The 17,925-nt window shown below is 55.8% G+C and carries 15 protein-coding genes and 1 pseudogene; 12 read left to right on the plus strand and 4 right to left on the minus strand.

All coding sequences use genetic code 11. The features are described from left to right. Window positions 1–74: 74 nt before the first annotated feature. Both PKO02S_RS22830 and PKO02S_RS33955 read right to left on the minus strand, forming a co-directional pair. Complete coding sequence (locus tag PKO02S_RS22830; protein WP_373865233.1) at window positions 75–2,099, minus strand: glycoside hydrolase family 2 protein; 2,025 nt, start codon at window positions 2,097–2,099, stop codon at window positions 75–77. Then, window positions 2,088–2,540 (minus strand): annotated as a pseudogene (locus PKO02S_RS33955) (glycosyl hydrolase 2 galactose-binding domain-containing protein); the annotation flags it as partial. The pseudogene PKO02S_RS33955 and the gene PKO02S_RS22830, both read right to left, overlap by 12 nt. 241 nt (window positions 2,541–2,781) lie before the next feature. On the opposite strand from PKO02S_RS33955, the gene PKO02S_RS22840 reads away from it, so the two are divergent. The 6 genes from PKO02S_RS22840 (at window position 2,782) to PKO02S_RS22865 (ending at window position 12,597) form a co-directional block, all read left to right on the plus strand. Then, window positions 2,782–3,795 (plus strand): helix-turn-helix domain-containing protein, encoded by a 1,014-nt coding sequence (locus PKO02S_RS22840; RefSeq protein WP_164821615.1) that lies wholly within the window; start codon window positions 2,782–2,784, stop codon window positions 3,793–3,795. 1 nt (window position 3,796) lies between these two features. After that, the gene (locus tag PKO02S_RS22845; protein WP_127586527.1) at window positions 3,797–4,927 is read left to right on the plus strand and encodes a glycosyltransferase WbsX family protein; all 1,131 of its coding nucleotides are present in this window, start codon (window positions 3,797–3,799) and stop codon (window positions 4,925–4,927) included. Further along, a complete protein-coding gene (locus PKO02S_RS22850; protein ID WP_127586529.1) occupies window positions 4,908–6,119 on the plus strand; it encodes an MFS transporter in 1,212 nt (403 codons plus the stop codon). The genes PKO02S_RS22845 and PKO02S_RS22850 overlap by 20 nt, the downstream gene beginning before the upstream one ends. A 126-nt stretch (window positions 6,120–6,245) precedes the next feature. Continuing rightward, a complete protein-coding gene (locus PKO02S_RS22855) occupies window positions 6,246–7,634 on the plus strand; it encodes an FAD-dependent oxidoreductase (RefSeq protein ID WP_164821616.1) in 1,389 nt (462 codons plus the stop codon). Between the two features lie 22 nt (window positions 7,635–7,656). Next, window positions 7,657–8,655, plus strand: coding sequence for an SGNH/GDSL hydrolase family protein (locus tag PKO02S_RS22860; RefSeq protein ID WP_127586533.1), 999 nt, complete (start codon window positions 7,657–7,659; stop codon window positions 8,653–8,655). Between the two features lie 276 nt (window positions 8,656–8,931). Further along, window positions 8,932–12,597, plus strand: coding sequence for a discoidin domain-containing protein (locus PKO02S_RS22865; protein ID WP_164821617.1), 3,666 nt, complete (start codon window positions 8,932–8,934; stop codon window positions 12,595–12,597). 19 nt (window positions 12,598–12,616) lie between these two features. On the opposite strand, the gene PKO02S_RS22870 is transcribed toward PKO02S_RS22865, so the two are convergent. After that, window positions 12,617–13,504, minus strand: a complete 888-nt coding sequence (locus PKO02S_RS22870) for an AraC family transcriptional regulator (RefSeq protein ID WP_127586537.1) — start codon at window positions 13,502–13,504, stop codon at window positions 12,617–12,619. A gap of 156 nt (window positions 13,505–13,660) precedes the next feature. Here PKO02S_RS22870 and PKO02S_RS22875 point away from each other — a divergent pair, with 156 nt between their 5' ends. From PKO02S_RS22875 to msrC, 5 genes are all read left to right on the plus strand, one after another. Continuing rightward, a complete protein-coding gene (locus PKO02S_RS22875; protein WP_127586539.1) occupies window positions 13,661–14,542 on the plus strand; it encodes a phytanoyl-CoA dioxygenase family protein in 882 nt (293 codons plus the stop codon). A gap of 118 nt (window positions 14,543–14,660) precedes the next feature. Further along, window positions 14,661–14,954: an RNA polymerase alpha subunit C-terminal domain-containing protein gene (locus tag PKO02S_RS22880; RefSeq protein WP_127586541.1), complete on the plus strand. Its 294-nt coding sequence runs from the start codon at window positions 14,661–14,663 to the stop codon at window positions 14,952–14,954. Window positions 14,955–14,979: 25 nt separating this feature from the next. After that, window positions 14,980–15,693, plus strand: coding sequence for an AAA family ATPase (locus PKO02S_RS22885; RefSeq protein ID WP_127586543.1), 714 nt, complete (start codon window positions 14,980–14,982; stop codon window positions 15,691–15,693). Window positions 15,694–15,761: 68 nt separating this feature from the next. After that, window positions 15,762–16,190, plus strand: coding sequence for a VOC family protein (locus PKO02S_RS22890; RefSeq protein ID WP_127586549.1), 429 nt, complete (start codon window positions 15,762–15,764; stop codon window positions 16,188–16,190). 2 nt (window positions 16,191–16,192) lie between these two features. Further along, window positions 16,193–16,672: a free L-methionine (R)-S-oxide reductase MsrC gene (gene msrC, locus PKO02S_RS22895; protein WP_127586551.1), complete on the plus strand. Its 480-nt coding sequence runs from the start codon at window positions 16,193–16,195 to the stop codon at window positions 16,670–16,672. On the opposite strand, the gene PKO02S_RS22900 is transcribed toward msrC, so the two are convergent. Then, the gene (locus PKO02S_RS22900; protein ID WP_127586545.1) at window positions 16,655–17,074 is read right to left on the minus strand and encodes a class I SAM-dependent methyltransferase; all 420 of its coding nucleotides are present in this window, start codon (window positions 17,072–17,074) and stop codon (window positions 16,655–16,657) included. The genes msrC and PKO02S_RS22900 overlap by 18 nt on opposite strands. Window positions 17,075–17,210: 136 nt before the next feature. Between PKO02S_RS22900 and PKO02S_RS22905 the strand changes: the two genes are divergently transcribed. Continuing rightward, window positions 17,211–17,864 (plus strand): FusB/FusC family EF-G-binding protein, encoded by a 654-nt coding sequence (locus PKO02S_RS22905; RefSeq protein ID WP_127586547.1) that lies wholly within the window; start codon window positions 17,211–17,213, stop codon window positions 17,862–17,864. The last annotated feature ends 61 nt before the right edge of the window (window positions 17,865–17,925 follow it).

Raw genomic sequence — 17,925 nt, forward strand, 5'->3', positions numbered from 1 at the left:
GGAGTTTTTGTGAGATTGCGTCAAGAAGGCTGCCCTTGTCGGAAGCGACGAAATAGGGGCAGCCTGTTTGTCATTTACAGCCTCACACTGGCCGGTCGGAGGGAAGTTCCATCCAGAACCGCTTCCGGATCGAATACACGAATGTCGCGCGACTCTCCGGGCAGCAGGTCGAAATATTCATCGCTCAGCCGGAGCCGGTCATCCAGCTGGAAGTGGACCGCATGGGCGAATGTTTCGGCACTCACTCGGAACCGCAGCTCTCCCTCTTCATGCCGGACTTCCGAGATCGACAGGTTAGCAGGTTCCTCTGGCAATTTCATCTCGATGAAGTCGCAGGTGCGCAGAATCGATGGCGTGACGTTGTGCCCTCCATAATCGGAATCCGTCGGTCTGACGAAGTATACGCCTCCCTGGCGGTCGTAAGCGCCGAGCTCGAAGCTGCCTGCCGTGCCGCGGCTGAACGGCGCCATCTCGAAGGCGATGAGTCGCGTATCTTTGACCGAGCCGTCGAACGAGACGTACCCAACTTCTAGCATGCCGCCCAGAGCGGCAGGAGTATCGTTAAGCCCACGAATAAAGGCCTGTCCGTTGTCCCCTTCTCGTACGATCCATTTCACCGGAGCCAATGCCCGTTTGACGCCGTAATAAGAGATTTTGCGGGTCAAATAGTAGTCCACGATCGTCCACCCGACCTCGCCCCAAGTATCGTTGTACATCCAGAACAAGCCGCCGGCGCATTCCTCGTTGTAGCGCATCGCTTCAAGCGAATAACCGAGCATCAAGCTCTGGCATAAGCCCGCATACAGCAAGTAGCTGCCGATATCGGCTTCCGCCGTTTGCCCGTAATGCTTGAGAATGCCGGCCGCTACCGTATCCTTCTCGAACGTGTTCGTGTGCAGCGCCCAATTCCGGCCGGTTCGCTCCAGCGGGGCGTCGCCGATGTAGCGGATGGTGCTGGATTTGCGGCAAGGTCCGACATAGCCGTATTCGGAGACGAATTTGGATGTAACCTTGTCGTATTCCTCGGGGATGACACGGACGTTGATGTCCGGATTCATCATGCAGTCTTTCCAATGATGGCGGTCGCCCATCTCATTGCCGTTCGGATGCGCTCCACCGTACGGGGAGCTGTTCCAGTATGGGACGCCCGGGCAATTGCGCTTCACGATCCGCGGAGCGATCTCATTGTACACAATGGCGCCGCCGTAAAACTGCGATTGGCGAGTATTCACCCACCATTCGCCGAAGCCCCAATGGTTCTCGTTGTTGCCGCACCAGAGCACGATCGAAGGGTGATTGCGCAGATGGATCGTCTGGTAGTCGAGCTCACGCTCCGCTTCACCTCTGAACCATTCCAGATCGTCGCGGTATTTGCCGCAGGAGAACATGAAGTCATGCCAGATCATAATGCCTTGCGCGTCGCATTGCTCATAGAAGGCATCCTGCTCATAGAGTCCGCCACCCCATATACGCAGCATGTTGAAGTTGGCTTCGCGGGCTTCACTGACGAGCCGCTCGATCTTCTCCTCCGCCACGCGGGCATAGATGGAGTCGGCCGGCACCCAGTTGCCGCCTTTGCAGAAGACGGGGACGCCGTTGACCTCGAGGGTGAATCGGCGTTCGTTCGCGCGGAGGCGATCCGTGTTCCACCGCACGGTGCGGATGCCGAATTTCACCGTCCGCTCCTCGAGCTGCCGCCCCTCAACCAACACGGAGACCATTGCGGTGTAGAGGGGCTGTTCGCCCATGCCGTTCGGCCACCACAGCTTCGGATCCGCAAGGTGCAGCGGGAGGATATAATAGTTGAGGCCGGAGTTCAAATTAAACTCTTCCAAGGAATCGTGAATGACTTCCTTTCCATAGGCTACAACGACTCGGACGACGGCTTCCTGCTGGGCAAACGGGTTCGGGTTGCGCAGCTCGGCCTCCAGCTTCAGCTCCGCAGCGGCATGACCCGCTGCGATCGACCCGGTAGAGACGAAAACATCGGTGATGGACGCCTCATATGTAAACTCCAACCAGGCGCTCTTCGTAATGCCGCAAGTTGCGACGCGCGGCCCCCAATCCCAGCCGTAAGCATACTGCGGCTTACGTACCATTACGCGCCGCTCGTCGCCGCGTGTGCCGAGGTCACCGTTCAGCTTGATGCGAAACGAGCTCTCCTCCGTTTGATCGACATCCGCGGCCGTGTAATGCTCGAGCCCGGAGGTGACGCGGACGAGCACCATATTGTCGCCTTCTCGCAGCAGCGAACGTACCGATTGTATGAACGGATAGAAGGAGCTGCGGTGATGGCCGAGATGAGTCCCGTTCAGCCATACATCCGCCTCGGCGTCGAGCGATTCGAAGACGAGCTGGATGGACTGTGCGGCTAGCTGGCCCGCGTCGACGCGGAAGGAGCGTCGGAATCACCAGGAACGGCGCTCGATCCATTCCGAGGCGAAGCTCTGGTCGCCGACGAGCGGCTCCGGGATTAAGCCGGCTTCGAGCAGCGGCATATGCACATCGACCGGCAGCGCGCAGTGGAGCCAGTTTTCCATTTTGGCGGACACAGCCGAGGCGCCGGATACGCCGCAGGATACATTTTCCCAAGTCAATTGCCAATCCGCATTCAAGTCAAGACGCACATTACTGGTCAATTTGTTTCATCCTTTCCCAATCATTCCTATGCTGTATTGATACAAAGTGAATATGTCTTATACTGAGTGTAGAAGATAGAAGGGAACAAATCGTATTGCGTATTGACCACTTTATATGCTGGATTGATTAGGAGGCATGCGGATGCTGAGGCTTCAGGCGAACGATCTGATCGATCCCCGATTGGAAGCGAACTATCATTATCACAAAAAGCTGAAATATTGGACGATTGAGCATACCCATGACTTTTATGAGCTGTTTCTCATTGCCGAAGGGCAGGTGCTGCATCTGGTGAATGGAACGAAGCAGCTGCTCTCGGCCGGTGCGCTGGTCTTCTTGCGGCCCGGTGACGTGCATAGCTTCGAGAAGCTTGAAGGCTTCGATGTGGAAATGCTCAATATCAACTATCGGGTGTCGATCGTGGATGCGCTGTTCGGTTATTTAGGGCATGGCGCTTTCCCGGCCGGCCTTCTCGCTGATGAGCTTCCTTGGTGCACTTCGCTGGATGCTAGCCGAACCGCTTCTACGAAAAAGCAGTATGAGCATGTGATGACGATTCAACCGGATGCGCTGGAGGAACGGAGGGGTGTCGACCGTTCGTTATTGGCGGAATGGCTTATTCGTTATTTCGGGGCGGCGAATCGCGAAGAAGGAGGAGGCAGTCCGGACTGGCTCTTCCGGCTGTGTGAGGAGATGAAGTCCGAGCATCGATTCCTTGGAGGCTTGGACGAGCTATACGCTAGAGCCCCCGTAGGGCAAGAGCATCTGTGCCGCGTTATGCGTCGACAGCTTGGCGTCTCGCCTACCGAATGGATCAACGAGCTGAAGCTGAGCTACGCCGCCAACCTGCTTCGCAGCCGGGACGACTCGGTCAGCACGATCGCACTGGAGGCCGGCTTCAACAATTTGAGCCACTTCCATGCTTTGTTTCGCATCCGGTTTTCGCTGTCCCCGGGAGCCTATCGCAAGCAAAGCAGCCAGCCGCTCTGGAGCCGCTTGAAGCAGTCGAGAGGGAATGCCGAGGCGGGCAGTAGCGACGATGTCCGTTTTGACAGGGGTGATGTCGGAAGTGCAAGTAGTGAGGCGGTTTTTACCCATTGTACAATAAGGGCGATGCAAGCAAACGATCCTATTTCGCATCCGAAGGAGTTTTTGTGAGATGGCCCGATATGAAGCCGCCGCCTATTATTTTCCGAACTACCATGTGGATGCCAGAAACGAGCAATGGCATGGGAAAGGCTGGACCGAATGGGAGCTCGTGAAGCGCGCGGAGCCACGGTTCCCCGGCCACCAGCAGCCAAAGGTGCCGCTGTGGGGTTATGAGGATGAAGCCGACCCCGCCGCTATGGCGCGTAAGATCGATGCTGCCGCCGATCATGGCTTGACGTCCTTCATCTTCGATTGGTACTGGTACGAAGACGGTCCTTATTTGCAGCGCGCGCTTGACGAAGGGTTCCTGCATGCGCCGAATAACGATCGGCTGAAGTTCGCGCTCATGTGGGCCAATCACGATTGGGTGGACATTCATCCCGCCCCGCGCAGCCGCCCCTACAACGTGCAAGCGAAAGGAACCTTCAGCGAGCAGGCTTTTATCCAGGCAACCGATCATATGATTCGGCATTATTTTTCCCATCCGTCCTATTGGCGGGTAAACGGCGGGTTGTACGTTTCGTTCTATCAAGTGCAAGGGCTGCTGGAAGGGTTCGGCGGGGTAGAGGAGACGGCGCGCATCCTGAATGAATTCCGCGAACGGGTGAGAGCGGCCGGTCTAGGCGAGCTTCATCTGAATATCGTCGTGTGGGCGCTCCAAATCCTGCCGACGGAGCAAATGCCGGGCGATATCCATGATTTCCTCGAGCGGCTGGGGGCCGACAGCATCACGTCTTATGTATGGGTGCATCATCAGTTGCTGAATCAGTTCCCGGTAACGGACTATGCGGACGTGCGCGCCCGATCGGAGCAAGATTACGAGACTTTCACTTCGGAGTACAAGCTTCCGTATTTTCCCAATGTAACGATGGGCTGGGATGCGAGTCCGCGAACCGTGCAATCGGACGGCTACGAGAACCTGGGCTATCCCCACATGGCTACGCTGGGCAACAACACGCCGGAGCAATTCAAGCTGGCGGTGGAAGGTATTACTTCGTTCCTCGACCGCAGCCCGGTGACACCTAAAATTTTTACGATCAACGCTTGGAACGAATGGACGGAAGGCAGCTATTTGGAACCGGATATTATTAACGGCATGAAATACTTGGAAGCCATTCGCGATGTTCTCGCCGGCAAATAAACCGTTCGTTCCCGCACTTGCCAAGAATGCCAAACTGTCGCTGCTCGTGCACGGGATTTTCCAGTTAGGGTCTTCGTTATCCGGCGTGTTCCTAAGCCTCTATCTATGGCGGCTCACTGAGAGCTTCCGGATCAGCTGCATGTATCAAATTGTCTTTTTCGCCATGGCTCCATTCGGCTTCGCCCTCGGGGGCATGTTGGCCAAGAAGTACGGGGTGCTTAGCGTTTATCGGATGGGAATCGGCGGGACCGTGCTCTTTTTCCTGGCTGTTATTCTTGCGCAAGAGCGCATGCTGGACTATGTGTACGGTTTCGCATGGTTTCAAGCGGTGGCGCAATCGTTCTATTTGACCGGCTATTTGACGTTGATGTTCGATGTGTCCGATGATTCGAATCGAGTTCGATACCTTTCGTTGAATTATATGACCATCACGTCAGTGAATTTGGTCGGACCTGCGGCTGCAGGTTGGATCATTACGGAGATCGGCGGGCTGGAGGGCTACCGGATGATCTTCCTGTTAGGATTTGCTTTGTTCACCGTCGCTGCGGGTCTTAGCTTCTTGTTCAAGCTTCGTCCGAATCGGAGGAAAACGTTTTATGCAGGCCATATGGCAGCTGTGATCCGCAAAAACCGTCCTTTTGCCAAAAGCCTATGGTCGTTCTTCATCTTCAGCCTGCTCGCAGGCATTATGATGTTCCTGCCCCAGCTGCTCTTGTATGCCGTATTAGGTCAAGAGGATTTGGTCGGTTACTACACGATGGGTTTCGCGCTTGTAGGCGTGCTGAGCAGTCTAACCATGTCGCGATATGGCAACTCGGTCTCCATGCGGACGTATATTTTGGCTGGGAGCTTCATTTTCCTGCTGGGCGCTTCGTTGTTGTTCGGCGGTTTGTCCAACTGGAGCGTGCTTGTGTTCTTATGCTGCTATACGGTTGGCAACGCGCTTCAAGGCAGTGCGCTGAATGCCCATTATTACAAGCTAATCAACGGTTTGCCTCTCCGGGGGGAGCTGCGTATCGAAGCGATCGTAGCCCGGGAGCCATTGGTAAATTTAGGACGGATCGTCGCCATTGGGGCGATGCTCGTTTTTGCCGAAGACATGCATGCTCGGTTGTTTCCGCTCGTGCTCGTCTTGGTGTCCGCCATGCAGTTCGCTTCCGTCTGGTTCGTGAAGAGCTCGAAGGCCGAGTAGCAAAATCATCGTTTTATACCACTTTTTCCGTTAAAATATCCCACGATTCTCTCGAGGCCATCCGCTATGCTAGGGAATGTAGACCAGCATTCGATCACAAGATGTGTCCTATGGGAGGGTTATGGAATGGAATTCAATAAAGATTTGAAAGTGTTGGACGAGTACGATGTTGTTGTATGCGGCGGAGGTCCTTCCGGCATACCGGCGGCTCTGGCGGCGGCTCGGGCGGGACTCAGGGTGCTGTTGATAGAAGCGACCGGGCAGCTGGGCGGCGTGGGCACATCGGCTGGCGTTAGCCACTTGCTAGGCGCGAGAACGCAAGACCAATCCCGTCAAGTGTGCGTAGCCGGCATTTTCACCGAGATTACGGAAGAGCTTGCTAGACGCGGCGGCGCCATCCATCCGCTCTCGATCAAACATGAGAAATATTCGCCTCACGGCTGGTCGGCCGGATTGGCGGAAGGAGTTCCGTTCGATCCGGTGCAGATGACCTTGCTGCTCGACGAGAAGATGCTGGATGCCGGAGTCGACATTCTGTATTTCACCCAGTTCGTGGACGTAGTTGTGAAGGATGAGCGGATCACCCATGTGGTCGCATTTAATAAAAGCGGTTTATTCTCGGTGCCTGTAAAAGCCGTCATTGATGCGACCGGCGACGGCGATGTAGCGGCGCGCAGCGGCTGTACGATGGTCAAGGGCCGGGAGGAAGACGGTCTGATGACGCCCGCAAGCTTGATCTTCCATGTGGAGAACGTGGATCAAGACGCTACCCGGGAATACATCGAGAAGCATGAATCCAACCGTTTCAGGGAAATCATTCTCGAGCTGCGGGAAAAAGGCGAGTGGACGTTCCCTTACGAAATCATGATCAGCGTCCAGCTGCATGAAGTGGGTACGATGATGATCAATACGACGCGGATCTGCGATGTGGACGGGACGGACGGCCGCTCGATCAGCAAGGGCATGATGCAAGGTCGCCGCGAGGTGAACCATCTGTTCAATTTGCTGCGGACATATTTCCCTGGCTTCGAAAACTGTAAAATTCGTTCGGTCGCACCTGTCCTCGGCATCCGCGAGACGCGAAGAATTGTAGGCGACTATGTCATGACCGTGGCGGATGTGGCGACGGGCAATCAGTTCCCGGATACGATCGGGTTCAGCGGCTACGGCTGGGACTTGCCGGATCCGAAACGCCCGAGCTATCAGCCGATGTACGAGGATCAGAAGACGGAGCGCAAGCTATACACTCCGATTCCGTATCGGGTGCTCGTGCCGAATCCGATCCGCAACGTCATCTGTCCCGGCCGCGCGATCAGCGTCGAGCGGCATGTGCTCGGGCCGCTGCGGGAGCAAGGACCGTGTTATGCGATGGGCCAAGCTGCAGGTGTTGCTGCCAGCATGGTCATCCGCGACAACGGCGCGTTCCAAACCGTCGACACGGATGAATTGCGAGCGGAGCTGCGCAGACTCGGCGCCAAGGTAGATTGGGAGCCCCAGCCGGTAGCGGCCAACTAAATTTATTTAGGGAGCGATAAGGATGATGAAATCGATCCCTTTGCAGGAATCGTATATTCAAGGGGCCATCTCCGTCCGTCGGACGGAAGAGGGCCTCCAGCCTTATAGAGCGCCTTATGAGCAGATCGAGCTATTCCCCTCGAACGGGATTGGCGGTCGGGCTCGCGAGGCATCGGGCGTGAGAATTGCATTCGTGTCGGATTCGACGATGGTGCGCGTACGATTTGTGCCTTTGGAAGGTCCAGGGCCAATCAGCTGTGTATGCCGAAACACCGGGTACTCCGTTACCCTGTCACTGGAGGAAGGTGAGACGGAGGCGCTATTCGACCGTTTGCCCACCGGGCGAAAGCTGGTCGAAGTGTATGTCCCGCACAACCGTGCGTTTGTGTGGACGGCGTTGGAGCTGGAGGAAGGCGCGGAGGCGGAGCCCTACGAGGACAAACGCCCTCGTTGGCTGGCTTACGGCAGCTCGATTACGCAAGGCTGCTCGTCGAAGGTAACGCCGGGCCCGCTGGAAACATGGCCTGTCGTCGCTGCCGGATTGCTCGATTACAGGCTGACGAACTTGGGGTTCGGCGGCAGCTGTCATATGGAGCCGATGGTGGCGCGAATGATGCGCGACGAACCGGCCGATCTGATCAGCCTCTGCCTCGGAATCAACATCTATGGCGGTCAAACGTTGAACGGCCATACCTTCCGCACGAGTGCGATCGGGTTCATCCAACTGCTGCGCGAGCGGCATCGGTCGATTCCGATTGTCGTGATTTCGCCGATTTATTGTGCAAGCCGGGAGGAGACGCCGAACGGTGTTGGACTTAGTCTCCAGTCGATGCGGTCCGTCTTGTCGGAAGTCGTAGAGCTGCTTCGCAAACACGGCGACGAACGGTTGCATTATGTACCTGGGCTGGAGCTGCTTGGGGCGGACGCTGCGGCGCTGATGCCCGATGAGCTGCACCCGAATGCGGAAGGGTATCGTTTGATGGCGGAGAGGTTTAGCGGTATTGTGAAGAAGTGGCTTTAAGCTGCACGGTTTGTACAGCTCGGTTGCTTTGACCTGTTGAGGGTCGTGGCGGTCGAGCTTTTTTGTTGCATAGGAGCCTATAGAGCTAGAGGTCGAATTGGTGAATTCCTTGATATTTTTTGATTAACAAACTGCACAATATTTCATAAGAAACGCCACATGGCGGAGTGGAAGAAGACTTAAAATAGATACAGTAAGCGCTTACATCATCACCTGCGCGAGGAGGTCAGATGTCTAGGTTTCGAAGCTAACTATCGATAGGAGGACATGATGGGGATGCAGTTGAAAAAATGGGTAAGTTGGGTCAGCTTGTTCGCTTTGTTGGCCGGCTTGAATGGGATCGTTCCGCTGAACCGGGCGGAGGCGGCGGGTACGAATATTGCTCCGCAAGCGAGCCAAATCGATGTGGATTCCGTTCATTTGAGCTATACGAAGGAAAAAGCGGTTGACGGCAATATCGGAGATGTGAACAGCCGGTGGCTGTCGGCCAACGTCGCGGGTGTCCATACATATGACTTGACCTGGTCGAGCCCACGCACGATCAATCGCGTAAAGGTATGGAGCGGCACGACATATGGGAACGCACCCGGCTTCCAGATTGACGCCTACACGATTCAATATTGGAACTCGACCACATCCACTTGGGTATCCACCGGCGCATCGGTCACGAACAATACGCAGGACGGCTCGCTCGGCCAGTTCAACGAATTGACGTTCAGCCCGGTTACCACTACCAAGCTTCGCATGAACATCACGGGTGCGGCCCATTCAGGCGATAATATCGCGCGGCTGATCGAGCTGCAAGTGTTCGACACGAGCATCGCCTCCTACGAATGGAACTATACGAGCTCGACCGAAGGCTGGACGGCTAACGGTGCGGTCAGCGGTTTGGCGCAATCCGGGGGCCGCCTGAACGGCACGATTACAGGTGCAGCTTCCCTGTACTCGCCCGATAATCTGAACTATGACATTTCCTCTTTCCAGACGATTGAAATTTCCCTCAAAAACAGCACCTCGTCCACGATCGGACGTCTCTTCTTCACAACGCTTAGCGATACGGTATTCACCGGGGGCAAACATATCGATCTCCCGCTCGTCGCGAACGATACCGGTTACACCGTGTACACTCTGAATATGGCGAATACGGGACAATGGCGGGGGACGCTCAAGCAGCTGCGGCTTGACCCGGCGTTGTCGGTGACAAGCGGATCCTTCAGCATCGAATACATTCGCATCAAGGATACGCCAGGCGTGGCGGATCCGGAGTTTCCGTTATGGAAAACGGAGCTCGAGAACACGACCCACGTCACGCTTAGCAATTACACCGTGGAGTCGGAAGCTCGAGCAAGCGGCGGGAAGCGGGTGAAAATCAACAATACCGCCAATCCGGCGACCGCGACCTTTACGTTTACCGGCGCAAGCGGTTACTACAAAATCAACACGCGGTACTACGATCAGAATAACGGCCTGAATAATTACGGGACGATCAAATTGAAGCAGAACGGCACGGAGATCGACCGGTGGATCCAATCGTACAACGACAACGACTATCATCGCCGTCTGAACAAGGATCGGTGGTATATTGCGAACGGCGACACGTTTGTCATCGAGGGCAATTACAACGGAGGCGAGCTTGGCATCGTGGACGCCTTCGAGCTGTATTTTCCGAACAATGCCAGATCGCTTGATCACGGGTACCTGGTGAAGGATGCGAACAACGCCAATTGGCCGCAACAGCTGTGGACATTGGATCAAACCGGCGGGACGATCGATGGTTTGGCGTCCGGTGACCCTGGTTCCGCTTACTTCGAGCCCTCCATGGTGCTGACCGATACGAGCAACTCAACCGGCGTCTCCGCAACGCGACGGTTTCTGGATGTGACCTCCGGCAAAGTAACGATTGAGGCCAAGCTGCGTTTCGACTCCACTTCCATGGCGGGAGCCGGGTTCGAGCTGCTGAACGACTCTACCGTGCTGCATCGGGTGAAGCTGAGCTCCGGCAATCTCGTGGCCGATTTGTCCGGTGGCTCCACGACAACTTTGCTCACCGGCGTCTCAACGACAGCGAACATTGGCTTGAAGGTAGTGTCCGACGTCACGGCGAAAACCTCCGATTTTTACGTGAATGGCGCACTGATTGCCTCAGGTGTCGGTTTCCTGGATGCAGGCGCGACCAAGATGAATCAGATCAAGCTGACCACGGGAACAACCGGAACCGGCATCATGTACCAGCATGGCGTTCGAGTGTCCGTCGGTTATTTGCTGAATGAAACCTTTTTCCCTTATGGGAATTCGGTTACGGCTGTCTCGGACTGGACTCTTGGCACGGCGGGAGGGACGGCTACGGCTGCTCTGCTATATGGCGCCAATCCGCAGGATACGAAGTCGCTCAAGCTGGACGATGTCAACACCTCGGCCGTCACGGCGGAGAAATCGTTCGCGAGTCAAACCGGCAACGTCACGTTCAACTACAAGTTCTACATGCCAACCAAGGTAGACGGGATGACGATGGAACTGCTCGGCGGCACGACGACGGCTGTGAAGCTGGTTACCGACGGGGGCGATTTGAAGTTTGAAAACTCCGGCGGCACGAAAACGTTGCTCATTTCCAATTACAAGGCTAAAGTGTGGTACGACGTTCGCATAGAAGCGAATTTCTCGACCAAACAAGCGAAAATTCTTATCAACGGGGTGGACAAATCGGGAGGCTTCGTCGCTTTCCGCAACAACACGGTAACCAGCTTGAACAAAATCAAAGCGTCCACACCCGCAACGGGAACCGGAGCGATTTATTTCGACGACTTGGAAGTGTATGCGGGGTTCGATGTGAGCTCAGTGCCGTCGCCGGTCGTGCCGTCCGATTATGACTCTACGACGGTGGGCATGCAGATGTTCAGCCAGTGGGTGGAGGGCAGCCAGTACGGATGGAAGCCGAACGCTACGTTCGAGGACCGCTCACCAATGTGGCGCTATTGGAACGATGGCGACCCGGAAGTAATCGACTGGCATATCAAGGATATGCTCGAGCACGGCATCGATGTGGCTTTCCCTTACTACAGCATGGGGGCTAAGCTCTACGACGGGCTGTATTCGATTGCAAAAGGGGATCGGATTTTCGACGAGGCGCTGACGAAAGGGTTCTTGCACTCGAGCTTCGCTCAGCATCCGGATTTCCGGTTTGCGGTTCAAACGTATTTTGTCGGTTCCCGGATTCAGAATAAAGCGCATTTGCTGGAGCAATACGATTATTTGATTGAAACGTTCGTGAAACATCCGAATTACTGGGTCGTGGATAATAAGCCGGTGATGATGCTGTTCAACGGGCTTGAAGTGTACAACGCGCTCGGAAGCTCGGAATTTATCAGTTTGCTGAACACGATCGAGACGAAGCTGGTGAACGAAGGTTTTGCAGGCGCCATTTTCATGGACTATGAAGGGCATTCCGGCAATTACGGGACCATGGCTTCCAGAGGCATTGATTATTTTTACGACTATTGGCACGGCATCTACACAAGCGAGTTCGATCAGAAAACGCAGATCCAGAACAAACGGGCAGCCGCTCAAAGCGCCGGTGCCGATTATTTGACCACGATCATGCCGAGCCATATGGAAGAGACGCGGGATTTCGAACGATATTTCGGCGGTCCGACAACCGCGTATGACGATCTAGGCTTCGTTACGCCCGGGGAATACCGGAACTTGTTGAAGTGGTCGCGCGATACGTTCAATCCTTCGAACACGAAAAGCGGCTCCTTGGGACAGTCGTTCGTTATGCTGGAAAACTGGGGTGAGGTTCATGAAGGGCACGGAATGCGGCCGCAGAACCGGTTCGGCTACGATTACTTGAACTACGTGCGCGAGGTGTTCACGACCGCAACTACGCCGCTTAGCCACAGTCCGGACGTCAGCAAGTACGATTATATGTCGCCGATTCTGTGGTAGGCAGCCGGGCTGGGGGCGGTCAAGGCTGGGTGTCTCTATAGACGCTTGGCGGCAGCCCGGTGTGTTTCTTGAATGTTTTAGAAAAATGATGGAGGCCGGCAAAGCCGCAAGCCTCGGCGATGTCGGCCATCGTCAGCTTCGTCTCCCGCAGCAGCTGCTGGGCGTTCTGGATGCGCAGCTTGAGCAAATAGTCGTACGGGCCATAGCCGAACTTTTCCTTGAATAGCGCCGAGAAGCGGGAGCGTGACAAATGCGCCCGCTTCGCCATGTCTTCGACCGTAATCGGCTCGTTCAGATGCAAGGTCAAGTAGGGGGTAATCCAGCTCAGCGATTGCGGACCTTGCGCGTGCTCCTCTTGGCGGTCGGGAGAGAACTGCTCGATCAGCTGCAGGATGAGCTCGGTCAGCAGATGGTTTGCCCGCGCCTGGGACAGCGGCTCGTAGGTCGTCCATAGGCCGATGGCCTTGAGCAGCGAGTCGCGGAAGTATGCGGGCTGCGACGGGCGAAGCTCGATCGGGATGTCGAGGCCGGCGATGGTGTTCAGGTTCGGCTGGAGCAGCTCGAGATGTGGCGAGATGTCTTCAATGCCGGGCGGGACGGGAAAGCTGCGCTCTCGACCGGTGTTGTAGATGAGGTCGAAGTGGATAAAGGGCATGATGATGCCCGGTTTCGCGATGTGGTGACTGTGCTTGACGTTCGGCTGCAGCAGGCAGAAGGAGCCTGGGCCGAAGATCATTTCTGCGTGCTCGGTGCGAATGATGAACTCGCCTTTCTCGACGTAGATCAGCTGATAGTCCAGCAGCCTGCGGTCAAGCGGCAGCGTTGTGCGGCTGCGGATGCCGTAATCGGCTCGGCGGATGTAGGGACATAGCGGGTAGCGGTTCAACCAATCGACGGTTTGGGTCATGGGGTGGCGGTCAGCTCCCTTGTTAATGATTGCATGGTGAGTGCACAGGACGATTTGACAACAAGTGAAGGGATCTGGATAAAGCTAATCTCCTTGCTTTCCCTTAGTATATAGGTGTGGAAGCAACAAAACAATCGAAAATGGGAGGCAAGGACGATGACAATATTGACGGTAGAAGCAAGACAATTGTACGAATCGAATGGGTATGCGATTATTCCCGGGGGACTTAGCTTAACCGATCTCGCCCCGATGCGAGGCGTACTCCAGCGGGTTGTGGACGACGCGGCGGAACGGCTGCATGCGGCCGGTGATATTTCTTCTACGTATGAAGAGGTTGCGTTCGAGCAGCGGTTCCCTCTTGTATCCGATGCTTGCGACGGGAAGTCCGGCATCCATTGGGAGCATGATGTGTTCACGCGCGAGCTGTATGAGCTGGCGACCCATCCTGCGATACTGGAAGCAATCAAGCCTTTGCTGGGGGAAGACATTATTTTCAACGGCGATTTCCACATCCGGCCGAAGCTCCCCGGCAGCAGCTACTTTCCTTGGCACCAAGACAGCCAATATTACGGCCAACCGACGGAAACGATGCACATCATCACCGTCTGGGTGCCCTTCGTGAACGTGCATGAGCGCAACGGTTGTTTGTCGATGCTGCCGGGCAGCCACAGGTGGGGGCTGATGGAGAGCGCTCGGGATGAGAAGCGCGAGATGCGGCCGGCCGTCGACCCCGAGACGCGCGGGCGGCAAGTGGTTGAGCCGATGCAGGCGGGCGATCTGATGTTGTTCCACAACTTGACCTACCACCAGAGCTTGCCTAATCCGAGCGACGGCGCCCGCTGGTCGGTCGATCTGCGCTACAGTGCCGCGCCGCGGAAGGATATGCCGGAAACGGAGCAGGAGGGCTACCGGTTTTTCCTCGACAAGCTGCGCGGGCTCGGTTTCTTGACCTTCACCGCCAGCGGCGCTAATAAGACGCCTTGGGCGGAAGTGGAGCGCAACTACGCCGAATTGCGGGAGAGCTTGAAGCGGAGTTAATGAGGAGGAAGCATGGGAACGCTTGTGCGTGTGGCTGAGAACAGGTAAACTATAGATAGAGTCGGGACCGAGTCTTCCGCACTTGGTCCTTTATTTTTTCAGAGAGGAAGTTGGACCCATGACGCCATCCCCCAAGAAGCCGACAACCTGCGAGTACGGACACACGTTCTATAAGAGCTCCGATTGCCCCACCTGCCCCACCTGTGAGCAAGGACGAAAGCCCGAAAGCGGCTTTCTCGCCCAACTGGGAGCCCCGGCCAGGCGTGCGCTCCAGCACCAAGGCATCGACACGCTGCAGTTGCTGTCCCAGTATAGCGAGAACGAAATTTTGAGCATTCACGGTATGGGACCGGGATCGATGCCCAAGCTGCGGGCTGCCCTGCAGGAGCAGGGGTTGAGCTTTAAGAGCTAACTTGGACCGAAAAGGAGCTGACCCGATGTACTTGCGCGGCCTGGAGATCATGCGAACGGACGAGACCGATACCAAGGCGTACCCGTTTACGATTCCGGCGATCCGGACGCTGGAGAAGCTGGCGTTTCGCTCGAACGTCACATTCTTCGTAGGCGAGAACGGCTCCGGCAAGTCTACGCTCCTCGAAGCGATCGCTTACCAATGCGGCTTCAACACAGCCGGCGGCGGGCGGAACAATGCGTACGAGACCGATGCGGCGGATTCCGCGCTAGGCGCGTCGCTGAGGCTATCCTGGATGCCCAAGGTGACGAACGGTTTCTTCCTGCGAGCCGAGACGTTCTACCACTTCGCCTCGCATCTGGATACGATGCCGGATGGGTTACTCGCGTACGGAGGCCGCTCGCTACACGCGCAATCGCACGGCGAAGCCTTTTTGTCGCTATTCCAGCACCGGTTCGGCAACCGCAAAGCGATTTATTTACTTGACGAGCCGGAGGCCGCATTGTCTCCAGCTCGGCAGCTAGCTCTGCTGCGAGTGATCAAGGATCTGGAAGGCGTGGCCCAGTTTCTGATCGCCACCCATTCCCCGATTTTGCTCGGTTACCCGGACGCCGATATTCTCAATTTCGACGTCCAGCCGATCGCCAAGATCCGTTATGAAGAGACGATGCACTACATTTTGACCCGGCGATTTCTGGAGCGCCGCGAGTCGGTGTTGGCTGAGCTGTTTGAGGAGTAAGCTTTTTCTCGCTATAGTGTAGGGGAACGATTGGTTCCTCGATTCAGAAAGGAGATGAGCTAATGATTATGAAACCAAGAATTACGGTAATCACTTTAGGCGTGGACAATTTGGAACGATCGCTCGCCTTTTATAAGGACGGTCTTGGATTGCCGACTGAAGGCATAATCGGGCAGGAGTTCGAGCATGGGGCTGTTGCCTTTTTCGATTTGCAGGCCGGACTGCGGTTCGCCATCTGGGAACGGCGCAATATCGCGCATGATACTGGATTGGACGTGACGCCGCCGAGTGCTACCGAGATGACGATCGGGCACAATGTCGGCAGCAAGGCGGAGGTGGACGAGGTGACCAAGCAGGCGGAGCTGGCCGGTGCCGTCATAACGGTGCCTCCCCACGAAACGTTCTGGGGCGGCTACGGTGCCTATTTCCAGGATCCGGACGGCCATCTGTGGGAAGTCGTTTGGAACCCGGCATGGGACGGTGAATTTGGAGCATGACCCTGTTTCATAAAGAAAGCTATTCCGGTTCAAGGGAGCAAAACTACGAGAGCGTGATTGGGCAGATGAAATCGCTGCTGGAAGGCGAGTCGGATCGAATTGCGAATTTGTCCAATATATCGGCGCTGTTGAATCAATTTTTGGAGCAGATCAACTGGGTAGGGTTTTATTTGTTCAAAGAGGGAGAGCTTGTACTTGGGCCATTCCAGGGGCTGCCGGCTTGTGTTCGAATCCCGCTGAACCGTGGAGTATGCGGCAAAGCAGCGCGAGAACGGGCGACGGTCCGGGTGGACGATGTGCATGCGTTCCCGGGCCATATCGCCTGCGATGCCGCCTCGCAATCCGAGATCGTAATCCCTCTCTTAAAAGAAGGCGAGCTCCTTGGTGTACTCGATATCGACAGTCCAATCTTGAGCCGCTTCGATGATGTGGACCAGCTTTACCTTGAGAAACTGGTACAAGAGCTAACTGTCGCTTTGTAGCTTCTGCAGCACGGCTCGGAAGCGATACAGGCGTCCCCACAATTCGCTGGTAATCGCATCTTCCGGCCGAGTCCAATCCGTGGACCCCGGGAAGCGGTAACCGGCTTCTTCAGCGTCGGCTTCGAAACGAGCGAGATCGACGGTCGGATAATCGAAGGTGAGCACGAGCAGTCCGTCCGGCTTCAGCGTCCGGTGAAATTCGCGGAGCGAGGCGAGCTGATCGGCCGGCGACAAATGCTCGAGCACCGAGATGCAGAAGATGGTGTCAAACATCGCGTCCTCGTAAGGTATATGCTGTGCGCTTACCATGGGTTGCGAGTATAGGCGGAGGTAACCTATAATGGGGCGAACGGGAGGTGGTAGGAATGGCAAATCAAGTTGCCGGAAGACGGAGCCACTCATGCAGAGCCTATCTTTAGGGCGATCCTTTGCATGGGCTGAAGCGGATTTCCGATCGCCCGAGCGAGCAGCAATCGTGTTCTAACGACGGGCTCTGCCCCTATGTGGAATTCACACCATCCATAAGGAGCTGAGTGAAATGAATCACCCGTTCATTAGAAACCATCAATTCAACGCTATGCGAAAAATAACCCAGCAATTGCAGCTGGCTACCCAGTCGGTATCCGATCCGAGAGTGTTGGCGTCCGTGCGCGATCATGCTCAAGCCCAGCTCGCTGAAGTATTACCGGGTGCAGCCGATGTTCAGAAGGCGCATTTGGAGCGGGTGGCGGGTCTTCGTACGGCAGAAGAGTTCGAGGAATTCCTGCGCACGATCGAGAGCTGGAGGCGACCGTTCCCATCGGTGACCGAGGCTCAGCTGAAGAAGCTGTTTCCTAAAGTGAAAAAGTTAAAGGTACCGGATTTGGAGGCCGTCGACCCGCATCGAGTGACCTACTTGAGCTGGACGGACATCGCTTCGGGTAAAATGTTCCTCGTTTATCCACTGGACGGCCAATGGGTGGGAATCGAAGGGCGATGTACGCCGGTCGGCAGACAAGGAGTCTGCTTCTTGTGCAACAAGGGCGGCGAAGTAGGTTTGTTTACCGCCATCACGAAATCAAGGCCGGCGGGCGCCTCTCCCGACTATTACAAGGCGATCGGCAACTACATGTGCCTGCATGGCGATGTCTGCAACAAGAACATTACCGATGTGAAGGTACTGGAGCAATTTTTGCATGAGCTAGTGGACTAATAGAAGCAGGCTGTCGGAGCGATCCGGCGGCTTTTTTAAAACACAGATAAGAAAGTTTAAG

The organism is Paenibacillus koleovorans NBRC 103111 (assembly GCF_004000845.1).
GTDB classification, from domain to species: domain Bacteria; phylum Bacillota; class Bacilli; order Paenibacillales; family NBRC-103111; genus Paenibacillus_AA; species Paenibacillus_AA koleovorans.

What these genes read in the sequence shown, in the direction of transcription:
- PKO02S_RS22890 (WP_127586549.1), top strand. Translation starts at nt 15,762, where the DNA reads ATGAAACCAAGAATTACGGTAATCACTTTAGGCGTGGACAATTTGGAA.
- PKO02S_RS22870 (WP_127586537.1), bottom strand. Translation starts at nt 13,504, where the DNA reads ATGACCCAAACCGTCGATTGGTTGAACCGCTACCCGCTATGTCCCTAC.
- PKO02S_RS22865 (WP_164821617.1), top strand. Translation starts at nt 8,932, where the DNA reads ATGCAGTTGAAAAAATGGGTAAGTTGGGTCAGCTTGTTCGCTTTGTTG.
- PKO02S_RS22885 (WP_127586543.1), top strand. Translation starts at nt 14,980, where the DNA reads ATGTACTTGCGCGGCCTGGAGATCATGCGAACGGACGAGACCGATACC.
- PKO02S_RS22860 (WP_127586533.1), top strand. Translation starts at nt 7,657, where the DNA reads ATGATGAAATCGATCCCTTTGCAGGAATCGTATATTCAAGGGGCCATC.
- PKO02S_RS22850 (WP_127586529.1), top strand. Translation starts at nt 4,908, where the DNA reads ATGTTCTCGCCGGCAAATAAACCGTTCGTTCCCGCACTTGCCAAGAAT.
- PKO02S_RS22875 (WP_127586539.1), top strand. Translation starts at nt 13,661, where the DNA reads ATGACAATATTGACGGTAGAAGCAAGACAATTGTACGAATCGAATGGG.
- PKO02S_RS22855 (WP_164821616.1), top strand. Translation starts at nt 6,246, where the DNA reads ATGGAATTCAATAAAGATTTGAAAGTGTTGGACGAGTACGATGTTGTT.
- PKO02S_RS22840 (WP_164821615.1), top strand. Translation starts at nt 2,782, where the DNA reads ATGCTGAGGCTTCAGGCGAACGATCTGATCGATCCCCGATTGGAAGCG.
- PKO02S_RS22905 (WP_127586547.1), top strand. Translation starts at nt 17,211, where the DNA reads ATGAATCACCCGTTCATTAGAAACCATCAATTCAACGCTATGCGAAAA.
- PKO02S_RS22845 (WP_127586527.1), top strand. Translation starts at nt 3,797, where the DNA reads ATGGCCCGATATGAAGCCGCCGCCTATTATTTTCCGAACTACCATGTG.
- PKO02S_RS22830 (WP_373865233.1), bottom strand. Translation starts at nt 2,099, where the DNA reads ATGGTACGTAAGCCGCAGTATGCTTACGGCTGGGATTGGGGGCCGCGC.
- PKO02S_RS22880 (WP_127586541.1), top strand. Translation starts at nt 14,661, where the DNA reads ATGACGCCATCCCCCAAGAAGCCGACAACCTGCGAGTACGGACACACG.
- PKO02S_RS22900 (WP_127586545.1), bottom strand. Translation starts at nt 17,074, where the DNA reads ATGAGTGGCTCCGTCTTCCGGCAACTTGATTTGCCATTCCTACCACCT.